Source organism: Pseudomonas sp. (assembly GCF_048265905.1).
In the GTDB taxonomy this organism is placed as follows: domain Bacteria; phylum Pseudomonadota; class Gammaproteobacteria; order Pseudomonadales; family Pseudomonadaceae; genus Aquipseudomonas.
Genome location: NZ_JBLXAP010000019.1, coordinates 33577 through 47288, shown reverse-complemented (window position 1 = coordinate 47288; position 13712 = coordinate 33577). Strand labels below are relative to the sequence as shown.

The window sequence follows — 13712 nt, the reverse complement described above, 5'->3', positions numbered from 1 at the left end:
GCTGGGGCGCAGTCTTGTGGTAGCCAGTTGATCCACTCCTGGTTCATCGCGGCAAAATCTTGCTCGATGTTTTTAAGCCATATTTGTGCGCTCAGCAATCGGCTGCGATCAGAACCTGCTTCAGCCAGCAAGCTGTCGATTTTTGCCAAAACTTCAATGGTTTGACCGGCTACATCAAGCGAGCGGTTTGTAGGGACTTGGCCTGATAGAAATACCAGTTCACCGAAGTTGACGGCGCCTGATAAACGATCATTGGTTTGTATGCGTTGGATATTCATAAAACTCCCTATTAAGTGATGATGACGGACTTATGTGCGTGTGAGTCCGTCCAAGCAGATTGGTGGTGGCGCGGCGTCAATCAGGTTCGCCAATACATCGGCACTGCCGCAGGCAAGTGTGAAACCGAGGCTGCCGTGGCCGAGGTTTAGCCAGAGATTATTGATGCCACTCGCTCCCAGCCATGGTGTGCCTTGGGGAGTGGCCGGGCGTAAACCTGCCCATGCTGTTGCGTCCGCAAAGTTGCCCGCGTCAGGAAAGCTAAGTGCGGCGAGATCGCGTAACTGCTTGATTCGACGAGCATCCAAATTGCTATCCCAGCCGCCGACATCAACCATGGCGGCCACCCGAAGTTGATCGTCCAAGCGTGCGTATACGACTTTGTTGTCGTAGTCGGTTACGTTGGTTTCAGGCACTGACTTCTGTGCCTCGCGTTTACCGGCTTCGAGTTGCAGGCTGAGGCTGTAGCCTTTGAGAGGATAGAGCGGCACATCAATACCCAGCGGCTTGAGCAGCGCCAGACTGTGCACGCCTGCGGCGACAACAAGGTGGTCCACCAGATGGTCATCGCCGCAATTCAGTTGCAGCGCCTTGACTCTGCCATTGCTGATGCGCAAGCCTTTAACGTCGTAGTTGGCGTGCAGCTTGAATGCGCTATTGGCTTGAAGCCGTTTAAGCAGTTGCTGGCAGAATCGATAGCAGTCGCCGACTTCATCTCCGGGTGCATAAACACCGCCATGCAATTCATTTGCGATACCTGCAAGTGCGGGCTCGGTCTCCAGACACTGCTCAGCGCTGAGTAGTTGGCGATTCTCGTCAGCAGGCGCTTTGCTCGCTTTTGCCCAACTGGCAGGGTCACGGTAAACCACCAGTTTGCCGTTTGAGCGCCAGCCGAAGTCATCGAGTTCGTCTTGCTCACGCCAAGTGCGCAGTACTTTTTGACTATGTAGTGCTAAGCGCAACAAGTGATCTGTGTTGCGTTGATTGACCGAGCGTCTGCAAGCTGCCAGAAATTGCAGGCACCAGCGCCATTGTTGCAGGTTGAATTGAGGCTTGAAGCGTAGAGGCGCGTCGCTGCGTAACATCCAGCTGAGTGCTTCCAAGGGCACGCCTGCGTCGGCTAGAGGAGAAACATAGCGGTAACTAAGCTGGCCACCGTTGGCAAAACTGGTTTCCAGCCCGACCTCGTCACGTCGTTCAATGAGATCGACTTCATGACCTTGGCGTATTAGGGCATAGGCCGTCGTTAAGCCAATGACACCTGCTCCGATCACCGCGACTCGCATGTACACACCTCATACCAAATTGGTTTTCAGGGTATGTAAATGTATTAGCTTCAAACCAATGAAAGATTGCAGGTAGGCCATAACCAAAAGCTATGCTGTTGGACTGCAATTGGAGGAAGAAAACATGCACTTGCGTCATATCGAAGTGTTTCAGGCGATTTTGCAAACCGGTAGCGTCACTGCTGCGGCAGATTTGTTGAATATTTCGCAGCCGGCAGCCAGCAAGGCACTGAAGCATGCAGAGCTGCAGTTGGGCTTCAGGTTATTCAATCGCGTGCGCGGTAAGTTGGAACCAACTGTTGAAGCGAGAATCTTGCGTAACAAAACTGAAAGCCTGTCGGCTGACTTGCAGAGCCTGCGGCGCTTGGCAAGCAATCTCAAACAAGGGGTCGAGAAAACGCTGCGGTTAGTGTCGACTCCGGCTTTGGCGCAGCAACTTTTGCCAATGGCCCTAAGTCAGTGGCGCAAGAAGCACGCGGGCGTCAGTTGTGAGCTCGCGACCCAGCATTCCGCCGAGATGATTCAGCGTTTGTTATTACGTGAGGCGGATATTGGCTTGACCTTGCAACTAGTCGAGCATCCGGGCTTGCAGTGCGAGTTACTCGCGCAGGGTTGTATGCAGTTAATAGCGCCGGCCGGTTGCTGGAGTAAGGATCAGTGCGATGAGCCGGTTTACTTACAGGATCTTGCTGGGGCTCCGCTGATTGGTTTGGACACTCGCGATGCCTTGGGCGGCTTGATCGGTGAGCATTTGCGGGCACTGCAACCCGCTCCGAAAATTAATACCTGGGTGCAAACCTATCAACTGGCTGGCGCTCTGGTTATGGCCGGGCAGGGCATGGCTTTGGTTGATCCTTTGACTGCGAGAGTTGCAGCCATGGGCGGCGCTCAGATACGTGTGCTGGAGCCAAACCTGGTGGTTGGCTTGTACCTTTTGCGGCGCGTGGGAGAAGAGTATCCCAAGGCGCAGCAGGCGCTGATTGAGCAGGTCAGGCAAGTCGCAAATCGGCTGATGAATGAGCGAAAACTTAGCTAGACTTCTCACATGGTCAAGGGATTCACTGACAAAGGTCGCGGATGTTAGTAAGTCGCTTCGCTGCAGTTCGTTGTGGACCTAACGCGTTTTGGCTAAGCACATTCATTGCGCAGACGTGTCTGCTGCCTGCCCAAAAGAGCGCATTTTAAGCACCGGCTTAATTTAAGTTCACGCCGATGAACCCTTGCTTGTTGATTTAGTCATAAAGGGAAATAAATCGAGAGGTAAGCGTCATGAGTAAAGGTTCCGTGTTTCGTCGATTAGCAGCATGCCTGGCAGTGTTCCATATGCTGATGGTGGCGCAAGTGCCGCTGGCAAATGCAGCGATGATTGGTACCTCTGAAGTGTTGGCTGAACATCAGCAGCAAGTAGATCGTCAGCAGTTGCTGGGCATGCTCGATGAGCAAGGCGTGCAAGAAAAACTGCATAACCTCGGAGTTGATCGCGACACAGTTGAAAAACGCATCAACAGCCTGACCAATGCTGAGCTTGCCCAGTTCAACCAACAGCTGGATCAAGCGCCGGCGGGCAGCGGCGTCATCGGCATCATTGTGTTGTTCTTTGTAATCTTCATCGTTACCGATATGCTCTGCGCTACCGACATCTTCAGTTTTGTGAAATGTATAAATCGATAACCAGGCTATTCGTTCCAGTCGTACTCACTATTCTACTTTCAGCTTGTGCGCAATCTCCGGTGTTATCACCGGAGATTGCGCAGTTGCCTGAGCGAGTGGAGCTTAGTGATGTGCCATTTTTTCCGCAGACCAAATACCAGTGCGGCCCAGCGGCGTTATCGACCATGCTGACTCAGCGCGGCATCGCGACTAGTCCAGGCGTGCTCAAGGATCAGGTTTATATTCCAGGTCGTGAAGGCAGTTTGCAGATAGAAATGGTGGCGGCTGCACGAACGCACAACATGCTGGTGTATCCACTGCAACCTAAGCTTGAGTCGATACTCAACGAAGTTGCTGCTGGTAACCCGGTGTTGGTGCTGCAGAATCAGGCATTTGACTGGTATCCACAGTGGCATTTCGCAGTGGTTGTGGGTTTTGACACCCGCGCTAAAACACTGATCTTACGCTCTGGCACGACACGTCGCTGGGTTACTGATTTTGCCGGTTTTGATGAGAGCTGGGCCCGTGCTCAGCGTTGGGCAGTGGTTACTATGCCGCCAAATAAATTGCCAGCCAGTGCTGAGCTGCAAACCTGGCTCAAGGCGGCAAATGATCTGGAGGAAACCGGTCGTAAGCAGGCTGCACAAAGCGCTTACCGCACGGCAACTCGGCAATGGCCGAGTGAGTCCCTGGCGTGGTTTGCCATGGCCAACAGTCGCCACGCCAGCGGTGATGCTGCTGGTGCTGAGGCCGATCTGCGCAAAAGTGTGCAACACAAACCTGACTTTGCTGCCGGTTGGTTCAACTTGTCGCAGGTATTGGCAGAGCGTGGCTGTGGGCAACAGGCTACGCAGGCGCAGGCGTGCGCAAAACAGTTGGCGCCTGAAGATGAACGGTTTAGTTCGCCATTGAAAGTCGCCCCGCAAGCTGCCGGGCAGTGTTCTGTATTGCAGGCCTGTTCGGTCGTGCAGTAACGCTTTGAGGGTATAAAAAACGGCGCCAAATGGCGCCGTTTTCATTGGAGCTTCTAAAGCTAGGTTTAGAAACCGAACTTGTCACGCAGGCTGTAATACCACGCGCCCATCGCCGTGAAAGGTACACGCAGCAAGCGCCCGCCTGGGAATGGGTAATGCGGCAGGCCAGCAAATGCGTCAAAGCGTTCCGCTTGGCCGCGCAGCGCTTCGCCGAGCACTCTACCCGCGAGGTGAGTGTAGGTAACGCCGTGTCCGCTGCAGCCTTGTGAGTAGTAAATGTTGTCGCCGATACGGCCAACTTGCGGTAGGCGCGATAGGGTAAGCAGGAAGTTACCGGTCCATGCGTAGTCAATCTTCACGTCTTTAAGCTGCGGGAAGGTTTTGATCATGTTCGGGCGAATGATTGCCTCAATGTTGGCCGGGTCGCGCGCGCCATAGACCACACCGCCACCGAATACCAAGCGCTTGTCGCCAGTCAGGCGATAGTAGTCGAGCAGGTAGTTGCAGTCTTCTACGCAATAGTCTTGCGGCAGAATACTCTTGGCCATTTCATCAGATAACGGCTCGGTGGCGATCACCTGAGTGCCGCATGGCATCGATTTGGCGCTGAGCTCGGGCATCAGGTCGCCTATGTAAGCGTTGCCCGCAACAACTACAAACTTAGCTTTGACTCGGCCTTTTGGCGTATGTACAACAGGGTTCGCACCGCGCTCAATGCGGGTGGCTGGCGACTGTTCGTAGATAACTCCGCCCAGAGACTCAACCGCCGCCGCCTCACCCAGCGCCAGGTTCAGTGGGTGGATGTGGCCGCCGCTCATGTCGAGCATGCCGCCAACATAGTTGTCTGTGGCAACCACTTCACGGATGCGCTTGGCGTCCATTAGCTCAAGCTGAGTGTGGCCGTAGCGTTCCCAGAGCTTCTTTTGCGACTCCAGGTGGGCCATGTGCTTGTTGGTGTTGGCTGCGAAAACGCCGCCGTCTTTGAGATCGCATTGAATGTTGTACTTGGCAACGCGCTCACGAATGATGCGGCCACCCTCGAATGCCATCTGGCCAAGTAGTTGCGCTTGCTTTGGGCCGACGGTGCGCTCAATTACGTCTATATCGCGGCTGTAGCTGTTTACGATCTGGCCGCCGTTACGGCCGGATGCACCGAAACCGACTTTTGCAGCTTCAACAATGCAAACTTTAAAGCCATTTTCGAGCAGCGAGATTGCAGTTGATAGGCCTGTATAGCCTGCGCCGACAATGCACACGTCGGTATCGACGTCACCATTAAGTTCCGGGCGGGCAGGGACGGGATTCGCGGAAGCCGCGTAATAGGATTGTGGATATTCCGTGTGCGCCATTTTGCAACCTCTGTTGTTTATTTTTTACGAATAGCCAGATGCTACCCGAGTTAAAAATGCCCGGCTAGTGGTCTTTAAGAAATCTTCAGCAGTCCTTTTATGGCTAAAAAATGCTTTTATTCAGTCGGTTAGCGAAAAAACTATTGACAGTTTTGTGCTCGGACGTAGAATGCGCACCCATTGCAGGCACATAGCTCAGTTGGTTAGAGCACCACCTTGACATGGTGGGGGTCGTTGGTTCGAATCCAATTGTGCCTACCAAACATATCCCGATCTGCACGGGAGCGAAAAAGGCGATCTGAAAAGATCGCCTTTTTTATTGCCGGAAAAAAGCCGATTGGAGTGTTTGTAAGGCTTGCTTTGGCGGTGCAGCGACTCAGGCGGCTATGTTGATGAAACTGAAAACGGCTCTAAATTGCCGGTTTTTATGTGCTATAGTGCTGCCTCGATTGAAATCATTGATTGGTTTTTCGAGCTATTTCAATCAGTTAGGTGCTTTTTGAAGGTTCTGCAGGTGTATGAACCCGGTATCTAATAAAAGAATTGCTAAAAATGGTCGCCTAGGCGGCCGTTTTTTGTGTTGTATGTTCACGTTTTACGTTACGTAAACTTCCAGTGACTGCGGTTCGGTCTGGTCGGCTTAATGCTACTGCCATAGTAAGGCAGGGATTCCGCCGAATCGCTTACTGGCTCATCCCAACCCATGTGGCCTTTGGTAGAGGTCACCACTAGGAGAGGAGGCGCCATGCCCATCATTACTCTTCCCGACGGCAGTCAACGTCCATTCGATCACCCGGTATCCGTACTTGAGGTGGCTCAATCTATCGGTGCAGGTCTGGCTAAAGCCACTGTTGCCGGTAAGGTTGACGGCAAGCTGGTTGATGCCTGTGATCTGATTGATCACGACGCAACGCTGCAGATCATCACGCCCAAAGATCAGGAAGGCGTTGAGATAATCCGCCACTCTTGTGCGCATTTGGTCGGTCATGCAGTTAAGCAGCTGTTCCCGGAAGCCAAGATGGTGATCGGTCCGGTCATTGATGACGGCTTTTACTACGATATTGCCTCGCCACGTCCCTTTACTTTGGAAGACGTAGCGGCGATCGAAAAACGCATGCAGCAGTTGATCGAAAAAGATTACGACGTAATCAAGAAGGTCACGCTGCGCGCTGAAGTCATTGAGCTGTTTAAGTCGCGTGGCGAAGACTACAAGCTGCGTCTGGTCGAAGACATGCCTGACGAACAGTCGATGGGCCTGTACTTCCACGAAGAATATGTCGACATGTGCCGTGGCCCGCACGTGCCGAACACGCGTTTTCTCAAAGCCTTCAAGCTGACCAAGTTGTCGGGCGCATACTGGCGCGGCGATGCCAAGAACGAGCAATTGCAGCGCGTATACGGCACCGCTTGGGCGGATAAAAAGCAGTTGGCTGCTTATATCCAGCGCATTGAAGAAGCTGAAAAGCGTGATCACCGTCGCATTGGTAAGCAGCTTGATCTGTTCCACTTGCAGGAAGAAGCGCCGGGCATGGTGTTTTGGCATGCCAATGGCTGGACCTTGTATCAGGTGATCGAGCAATACATGCGTCAGGTGCAGCGTGAGCACGGTTACCAGGAGATCAAGACGCCGCAAGTGGTTGACCGTATTCTCTGGGAGAAGTCCGGGCACTGGACCAACTACGCGGAAAACATGTTCACCACTGAGTCGGAAAGCCGCGATTACGCGATCAAGCCGATGAACTGCCCTTGCCACGTGCAGGTGTTCAATCAGGGATTGAAGTCTTACCGTGATTTGCCGCTGCGTCTGGCTGAGTTTGGTGCTTGTCATCGTAATGAGCCGTCTGGCGCCTTGCACGGCATCATGCGTGTGCGCGGTTTTACTCAGGACGATGCACATATTTTCTGCACCGAAGAACAGGTTAAGCAGGAAGCGGCTGATTTCATCAAGCTGACGCTGCAGGTTTATGCAGACTTCGGTTTCACTGATATCGCCATGAAGTTGTCTACGCGTCCCGCTAAGCGTGTGGGTGCGGAAGAGTTATGGGACCGTGCGGAAGGTGCGCTGGCCGATGCTCTGAATGAGTCGGGTCTTGAGTGGGAATATCAGCCAGGTGAGGGCGCGTTCTACGGTCCGAAGATCGAGTTCACTCTCAAGGACTGTCTGGGTCGTAACTGGCAGTGCGGTACTTTGCAGTACGATCCAAACTTGCCTGAGCGTCTGGATGCCAGTTATATCGCCGAAGACAACAGCCGTCGTCGTCCGGTGATGTTGCACCGTGCGATTCTGGGTTCGTTTGAGCGCTTCGTCGGAATGCTGATCGAGCAATATGCCGGTGCATTCCCTGCGTGGCTTGCTCCAGTTCAGGCTGTGGTGATGAATATCACCGATAAACAGGCCGATTTTGCCCTTGAAGTGGAAAAAACTCTCAATCAAAGCGGCTTTCGTGCCAAGTCTGACTTGAGAAATGAAAAAATAGGCTTTAAAATCCGCGAGCATACTTTGCTCAAGGTTCCTTATCTCTTGGTTATTGGAGATAGGGAAGTTGAAACGCAAACTGTCGCCGTGCGTACCCGTGAAGGCACTGATCTGGGCTCAATGTCCCTATCCCAATTCGCTGATTTCGTTACGCAGGCGGTTTCCCGGCGTGGTCGCCAAGATTTGGAGTAATCACTATTAAGCGTGAAATGAGACAAGATAAACGAGCTGCACCCAAAGCGCCGATCAATGAGAATATCTCGGCACGCGAGGTTCGGTTAATAGGCGCTGAAGGCGAGCAGATTGGCATCGTCTCTATTGATGAAGCGCTACGCATAGCTGAAGAAGCTAAGCTGGATCTGGTTGAGATTTCTGCTGACGCTTTGCCCCCCGTATGTCGCATCATGGACTACGGCAAGCACCTGTTCGAAAAGAAGAAGCAGGTAGCAGCGGCGAAGAAGAACCAGAAACAAGTACAGATCAAAGAAATCAAGTTTCGTCCAGGGACGGAGGAAGGGGATTACCAGGTAAAACTACGCAACCTGGTACGTTTCCTTAGTGAGGGGGACAGGGCCAAGGTTTCATTACGATTCCGTGGTCGTGAGATGGCGCATCAGGAGTTGGGCATGGAGTTGTTGAAGCGAGTTGAAGGTGACTTGCTTGAATACGGCACCGTTGAACAGCACCCGAAGATGGAAGGACGCCAGCTTATTATGGTCATCGCCCCCAAAAAGAAGAAGTAATCAACAGGGCACGGCAGGCCTTGCGATTATATTTATTAACTGAATGCGGAGTATCCGAACATGCCAAAAATGAAAACCAAGAGTGGTGCAGCGAAGCGCTTTCTGAAGACAGCTTCAGGCTTCAAGCACAAGCACGCTTTCAAGAGCCACATCCTGACCAAAATGTCCACTAAGCGTAAGCGTCATCTGCGCGGCAGCACCATGGTGCATCCGTCTGACGTGGCAAAAGTGGCGCGCATGCTGCGCGTTCGTTAATTCGGTTAGGTAGAGGAAATAACTCATGGCTCGTGTTAAGCGCGGCGTAATTGCTCGTAAGCGTCACAAAAAAATTCTGAAACTGGCTAAAGGCTACTACGGCGCACGCTCACGCGTATTCCGTGTTGCCAAGCAGGCTGTGATCAAGGCAGGCCAATACGCCTACCGCGACCGCCGTCAGCGGAAGCGTCAGTTCCGTGCCCTTTGGATCGCTCGTATCAACGCTGGCGCACGTGTAAACGGTCTGTCTTACAGCCGTTTCATTGCTGGCCTGAAAAAAGCGTCCATCGAGATCGACCGTAAGGTATTGGCTGATCTGGCAGTGAACGAAAAAGCGGCGTTTGCTGCGATTGTCGAGAAAGCGAAAGCCGAACTGGCTTAAGTCCCCGACAATCACCGGGCTCGCCCGGTGCAAGAGCGGGGTCAAGGTCGTCACGAGCGAAGATCAGGCAAGGCGGAAGAGCGCGAGGGTGCGGAGTTTACGAACTGTAAATGAGCAGCCCGAGCGGGATTCCAACGCAGTATGATCAAGCGCAGTAGTCCTTGAACTCGTTCGAAACGTCACCGATAGGGGAAGAGCTTGAGCTCTTCCCCTATTTCGTATCTGGAGTCTGTAAATGGAAAATCTGGATGTGCTGGTCTCGCAAGCGCTTGAGGCCGTGCGCAACACCGATGATGTGAGCGCCCTGGAACAACTGCGGGTTCACTATTTGGGCAAAAAGGGCGAGTTGACTCAGGTGATGAAGACCCTGGGCAGCCTGTCTGCAGAAGAGCGCCCGCAAGCCGGTGCTCTTATCAATGCGGCCAAAGAGCGTGTTCAGGAAGCCCTGAGCAGTCGCAAGGATATTCTGGAAAACGCCGCGCTGAGTGCCAAGCTCGCAGCGGAACGTATCGACGTAACCTTGCCTGGCCGTGGCCAGACATCGGGTGGTTTGCACCCGGTTACGCGCACCTTGGAGCGTGTAGAGCAGTTCTTTACTCGGATAGGCTACGGCATTGCTGAAGGCCCCGAGGTCGAGAACGACTATCACAACTTCGAGGCGCTCAACATTCCCGGCCATCACCCGGCGCGGGCAATGCACGACACCTTTTATTTCAACGCGAATATGTTGTTGCGCACTCATACCTCTCCGGTACAGGTACGCACCATGGAGTCGCAGCAACCACCGATCCGCATCGTTTGCCCGGGTCGTGTGTACCGTTGTGACTCGGATATCACCCATTCACCGATGTTCCATCAGGTTGAAGGGTTGCTGGTCGACGAGGGCATTAGCTTTGCCGACCTGAAAGGCACCATTGAAGAGTTTCTCCGCGTGTTCTTCGAGAAGCCGCTGGGCGTGCGTTTCCGTCCATCATTCTTCCCCTTCACCGAGCCATCGGCTGAAGTCGACATGCAGTGTGTGATGTGCAGCGGCAAAGGTTGCCGGGTGTGCAAGCAGACGGGTTGGCTTGAAGTGATGGGTTGCGGCATGGTTCATCCGAACGTTCTGCGCATGAGCGGCATCGACCCGGAAAAATACTCCGGCTTTGCGTTCGGCATGGGTGTTGAGCGTCTGGCTATGCTGCGTTACGGCGTTAATGACTTGCGCCTGTTCTTCGATAACGACCTGCGATTCCTAGCGCAATTCCGCTAGCTAAAACGCTGTAAGTAGTTAATCGAATTGATGAGGAAGGCAGGATGAAATTCAGTGAACAGTGGCTGCGCAGCTGGGTTAACCCGCAGGTCAGTCGTGAAGATTTAGTCGCTCGCCTGTCAATGGCGGGTTTGGAAGTCGACAGCGTCAGCGCCGCAGCAGGCGAGTTCAGCGGCATCGTTGTCGGTGAAGTATTGAGCACCGAGCAGCATCCGGATGCCGACAAGCTGCGTGTGTGCCAGGTCAGCAATGGCGCTGAGACATTCCAGATCGTCTGCGGTGCGCCGAATGTGCGTCCAGGCCTGAAGATCCCGTTCGCCATGATTGGTGCGGTATTGCCGGGCGATTTCAAGATCAAAAAGGCCAAGTTGCGCGGCGTTGAGTCCAACGGCATGCTGTGCTCGGCTGCTGAACTGCAAATCAGCGAAGAAAATGACGGCCTGCTCGAGTTACCGGCTGATGCGCCAGTGGGCCAGGATGTTCGTGAATACCTGAATCTCAACGACGCCAGCATTGAAGTCGACCTTACTCCAAACCGTGGCGACTGTCTGTCGCTCGCTGGCCTGGCGCGGGAAGTTGGTGCGCTTTATGCCGCGCCGGTTACTCGTCCTGAAGTGGCTGCAGTCGGCGCTGTTCATGATCAGGTGCGCCCGGTGGAAGTACTGGCCCCGCAAGCCTGCCCACGTTATCTGGGACGCGTGGTGCGCAACGTTGATCTGTCCAAGCCTACGCCGCTGTGGATGGTCGAGCGTCTGCGCCGTTCGGATATCCGCAGCATTGATGCGGTGGTTGATGTCACCAACTATGTGATGATCGAACTTGGTCAGCCGATGCACGCGTTCGACCTTGAGCAGATCAATGGCGGCATTCGTGTGCGCATGGCGGAAGAGGGCGAAAAGCTTGTTCTGCTAGACGGCCAAGAAGTAACGCTGCGCAGTGACACCCTGGTTATCGCCGATCACCAGCGCGCTCTGGCAATCGCTGGCGTGATGGGCGGCGAGCACAGTGGTGTTGCCGAGACCACCCGTGACCTGTTCCTTGAGGCTGCTTTCTTCGACACCATTGCGATTGCCGGTAAAGCGCGCTCCTATGGTCTGCACACTGACTCATCACACCGCTTCGAGCGCGGCGTGGATTCACAGCTAGCACGCGAGGCGATGGAGCGTGCGACTGCGTTGCTGCTCGACATCGTCGGCGGCGAGCCTGGCCCAATCATTGAAGTGGCCAGCGACGCTGATCTACCTAATGTTGCGCCTGTAACTCTGCGCTCTGAGCGCATTGAGCAAATGCTCGGCTTGAAGCTGGATGACGCTGAAGTGGTTGGTCTGCTTTCTGGCTTGGGTCTTGGCGTTAGCGCTGATGGTGCAGGGCAGTGGCAAGTGTCGGTGCCAAGTCACCGCTTCGATATCAGCCTTGAGGTTGATTTGATCGAAGAGTTGGCGCGTCTCTACGGCTACAACCGTTTGCCAGTGCGTTATCCGCAGGCGCGCCTGGCTCCGCAAACCAAGGCCGAAGCTGCTGTTGAGCTGCCGGCGCTGCGTCGTTTGCTGGTTGCCCGTGGTTATCAGGAAGCGATTACCTACAGCTTCATTGATCCGAAAATGTTCGAGCTGTTCACGCCGGGCGTAAAACCATTGATGTTGGCCAACCCTATCTCGACTGACATGGCGGCGATGCGTTCGTCCTTGTGGCCAGGCTTGATCAAGGCGCTTGAGCACAACCTTAATCGTCAGCAGCCGCGCGTGCGTTTATTCGAAAGCGGGCTACGCTTTGTTGGTCAGCTGGAAGGGCTTAAGCAAGAAGCAATGTTGGCGGGTGTTATCACCGGTCGCCGCTTGCCTGAAGGTTGGGCGCATGGTCGTGATGATGTTGATTTCTATGACATCAAGGCTGATGTAGAAGCGCTGCTGGCGAGTGCCGGTGCTGCGGATGCATTCAGTTTTGTATCAGGTGAGCATCCTGCGCTGCATCCAGGTCAAACCGCACGTATTGAACGCGATGGGCGCTTGGTTGGCTATGTGGGTGCTATTCACCCTGAACTGGCTAAAAAGCTGGATATCGATCAAAGCGTGTTCATGTTTGAACTGCTCCTGAGCGAAGTTGCTCAAGGGCGTATGCCTGCGTTTGCCGAGTTGTCGCGCTTCCCAGAAGTACGTCGCGACTTTGCATTGGTGGTTGATCGTGAGGTTCCAGCGGCTGCATTGCTGGCATTAATCCGTGAAACAGCAGGGGAATGGCTAACAGACCTCAAGCTATTTGACGTGTATCACGGTAAAGGCATTGATCCTCATAGAAAAAGTCTTGCAGTTGGCTTGACCTGGCAGCATCCATCGCGCACTCTTAATGACGATGAGGTGAGTACTACTACACAGAATATCCTCACCTCCCTAGAACAAAGGTTCAACGCCACGTTAAGGAAGTAGCGTATGGGGGCTCTGACGAAAGCTGAAATGGCCGAACGTCTGTATGAAGAGCTAGGCCTGAATAAACGGGAAGCCAAGGAGTTGGTTGAACTGTTTTTCGAAGAGATCCGGCAAGCGCTGGAGCTCAACGAACAGGTCAAGCTTTCAGGATTCGGTAACTTTGACCTGCGCGATAAGCGTCAGCGTCCCGGTCGTAATCCAAAAACAGGGGAGGAAATCCCTATCACGGCTCGCCGTGTAGTGACTTTCCGTCCCGGCCAAAAACTTAAAGCCAGGGTTGAGGCTTATGTTGGAACCAAGTCATAACGACGAATTACCTGTCATACCAGGCAAACGGTATTTCACGATCGGCGAGGTTAGCGAACTCTGTGCCGTCAAACCGCATGTATTGCGGTATTGGGAGCAGGAGTTTCCACAACTCAATCCGGTGAAAAGACGCGGCAATCGCCGGTATTATCAGCGACAAGACGTGCTGATGATTCGTCAGATCCGTGCGCTTTTGTACGACCAAGGCTTTACCATTGGCGGCGCACGACAGCGTTTGTCCGGCGATGAAGCCAAAGACGATACCACTCAGTATAAGCAGCTTATCAAGCAGACTATTACCGAGTTGGAAGACGTTTTACATGTGCTTCGTCACTAGAGA

The 13712-nt window shown here is 53.7% G+C and carries 14 protein-coding genes and 1 tRNA gene; 12 read left to right on the top strand and 3 right to left on the bottom strand.

The window, feature by feature from the left end:
* Positions 1–278, bottom strand: a 278-nt coding sequence (locus tag ACN0UH_RS18500; RefSeq protein WP_417663436.1) for a RidA family protein, incomplete at its 3' end; no start/stop codon positions are given.
* 30 nt (positions 279–308) lie between these two features.
* Entirely contained in the window at positions 309–1562 is a 1254-nt protein-coding gene (locus tag ACN0UH_RS18495) for a D-amino acid dehydrogenase (protein ID WP_417663435.1), read from the bottom strand.
* Between the two features lie 124 nt (positions 1563–1686).
* On the opposite strand from ACN0UH_RS18495, the gene ACN0UH_RS18490 reads away from it, so the two are divergent.
* The 3 genes from ACN0UH_RS18490 (at position 1687) to ACN0UH_RS18480 (ending at position 4186) form a co-directional block, all read left to right on the top strand.
* Complete coding sequence (locus ACN0UH_RS18490) at positions 1687–2598, top strand: LysR family transcriptional regulator (RefSeq protein ID WP_417663434.1); 912 nt, start codon at positions 1687–1689, stop codon at positions 2596–2598.
* 233 nt (positions 2599–2831) lie between these two features.
* Positions 2832–3233 carry a PA2779 family protein gene (locus ACN0UH_RS18485; protein ID WP_417663433.1) on the top strand — a complete coding sequence of 134 codons (402 nt, stop codon included), beginning with the start codon at positions 2832–2834 and terminating at the stop codon, positions 3231–3233.
* A complete protein-coding gene (locus ACN0UH_RS18480; RefSeq protein WP_417663432.1) occupies positions 3218–4186 on the top strand; it encodes a PA2778 family cysteine peptidase in 969 nt (322 codons plus the stop codon). The genes ACN0UH_RS18485 and ACN0UH_RS18480 overlap by 16 nt, the downstream gene beginning before the upstream one ends.
* A 65-nt stretch (positions 4187–4251) precedes the next feature.
* On the opposite strand, the gene ACN0UH_RS18475 is transcribed toward ACN0UH_RS18480, so the two are convergent.
* The gene (locus ACN0UH_RS18475; RefSeq protein WP_417663431.1) at positions 4252–5535 is read right to left on the bottom strand and encodes an NAD(P)/FAD-dependent oxidoreductase; all 1284 of its coding nucleotides are present in this window, start codon (positions 5533–5535) and stop codon (positions 4252–4254) included.
* Positions 5536–5719: 184 nt separating this feature from the next.
* On the opposite strand from ACN0UH_RS18475, the gene ACN0UH_RS18470 reads away from it, so the two are divergent.
* The 9 genes from ACN0UH_RS18470 to ACN0UH_RS18430 all read left to right on the top strand — a co-directional run bounded on the left by ACN0UH_RS18470 (position 5720) and on the right by ACN0UH_RS18430 (position 13709).
* A tRNA-Val gene (locus ACN0UH_RS18470) sits at positions 5720–5796 on the top strand.
* Between the two features lie 484 nt (positions 5797–6280).
* Positions 6281–8203: a threonine--tRNA ligase gene (thrS, locus tag ACN0UH_RS18465; RefSeq protein WP_417663430.1), complete on the top strand. Its 1923-nt coding sequence runs from the start codon at positions 6281–6283 to the stop codon at positions 8201–8203.
* Positions 8203–8754: a translation initiation factor IF-3 gene (gene infC, locus ACN0UH_RS18460; RefSeq protein ID WP_177408727.1), complete on the top strand. Its 552-nt coding sequence runs from the start codon at positions 8203–8205 to the stop codon at positions 8752–8754. The genes thrS and infC overlap by 1 nt, the downstream gene beginning before the upstream one ends.
* Positions 8755–8814: 60 nt before the next feature.
* Positions 8815–9009, top strand: coding sequence for a 50S ribosomal protein L35 (gene rpmI, locus ACN0UH_RS18455; protein ID WP_087517320.1), 195 nt, complete (start codon positions 8815–8817; stop codon positions 9007–9009).
* 25 nt (positions 9010–9034) lie between these two features.
* The gene (gene rplT / locus ACN0UH_RS18450) at positions 9035–9391 is read left to right on the top strand and encodes a 50S ribosomal protein L20 (RefSeq protein ID WP_010489095.1); all 357 of its coding nucleotides are present in this window, start codon (positions 9035–9037) and stop codon (positions 9389–9391) included.
* A 235-nt stretch (positions 9392–9626) separates the two neighbouring features.
* Positions 9627–10643: a phenylalanine--tRNA ligase subunit alpha gene (pheS, locus tag ACN0UH_RS18445; protein WP_417663429.1), complete on the top strand. Its 1017-nt coding sequence runs from the start codon at positions 9627–9629 to the stop codon at positions 10641–10643.
* 44 nt (positions 10644–10687) lie between these two features.
* The gene (gene pheT / locus ACN0UH_RS18440) at positions 10688–13066 is read left to right on the top strand and encodes a phenylalanine--tRNA ligase subunit beta (protein ID WP_417663428.1); all 2379 of its coding nucleotides are present in this window, start codon (positions 10688–10690) and stop codon (positions 13064–13066) included.
* 3 nt (positions 13067–13069) lie between these two features.
* On the top strand, positions 13070–13372 hold the full coding sequence (gene ihfA / locus ACN0UH_RS18435; RefSeq protein WP_087517317.1) for an integration host factor subunit alpha: 303 nt from the start codon (positions 13070–13072) through the stop codon (positions 13370–13372).
* Complete coding sequence (locus ACN0UH_RS18430) at positions 13353–13709, top strand: MerR family transcriptional regulator (protein ID WP_087517316.1); 357 nt, start codon at positions 13353–13355, stop codon at positions 13707–13709. Before ihfA ends, ACN0UH_RS18430 begins: the two co-directional genes overlap by 20 nt.
* The last annotated feature ends 3 nt before the right edge of the window (positions 13710–13712 follow it).

What these genes read in the sequence shown, in the direction of transcription:
- ACN0UH_RS18495 (WP_417663435.1), bottom strand. Translation starts at nt 1,562, where the DNA reads ATGCGAGTCGCGGTGATCGGAGCAGGTGTCATTGGCTTAACGACGGCC.
- ACN0UH_RS18490 (WP_417663434.1), top strand. Translation starts at nt 1,687, where the DNA reads ATGCACTTGCGTCATATCGAAGTGTTTCAGGCGATTTTGCAAACCGGT.
- ACN0UH_RS18485 (WP_417663433.1), top strand. Translation starts at nt 2,832, where the DNA reads ATGAGTAAAGGTTCCGTGTTTCGTCGATTAGCAGCATGCCTGGCAGTG.
- ACN0UH_RS18480 (WP_417663432.1), top strand. Translation starts at nt 3,218, where the DNA reads ATGTATAAATCGATAACCAGGCTATTCGTTCCAGTCGTACTCACTATT.
- ACN0UH_RS18475 (WP_417663431.1), bottom strand. Translation starts at nt 5,535, where the DNA reads ATGGCGCACACGGAATATCCACAATCCTATTACGCGGCTTCCGCGAAT.
- thrS (WP_417663430.1), top strand. Translation starts at nt 6,281, where the DNA reads ATGCCCATCATTACTCTTCCCGACGGCAGTCAACGTCCATTCGATCAC.
- rpmI (WP_087517320.1), top strand. Translation starts at nt 8,815, where the DNA reads ATGCCAAAAATGAAAACCAAGAGTGGTGCAGCGAAGCGCTTTCTGAAG.
- rplT (WP_010489095.1), top strand. Translation starts at nt 9,035, where the DNA reads ATGGCTCGTGTTAAGCGCGGCGTAATTGCTCGTAAGCGTCACAAAAAA.
- pheS (WP_417663429.1), top strand. Translation starts at nt 9,627, where the DNA reads ATGGAAAATCTGGATGTGCTGGTCTCGCAAGCGCTTGAGGCCGTGCGC.
- pheT (WP_417663428.1), top strand. Translation starts at nt 10,688, where the DNA reads ATGAAATTCAGTGAACAGTGGCTGCGCAGCTGGGTTAACCCGCAGGTC.
- ihfA (WP_087517317.1), top strand. Translation starts at nt 13,070, where the DNA reads ATGGGGGCTCTGACGAAAGCTGAAATGGCCGAACGTCTGTATGAAGAG.
- ACN0UH_RS18430 (WP_087517316.1), top strand. Translation starts at nt 13,353, where the DNA reads ATGTTGGAACCAAGTCATAACGACGAATTACCTGTCATACCAGGCAAA.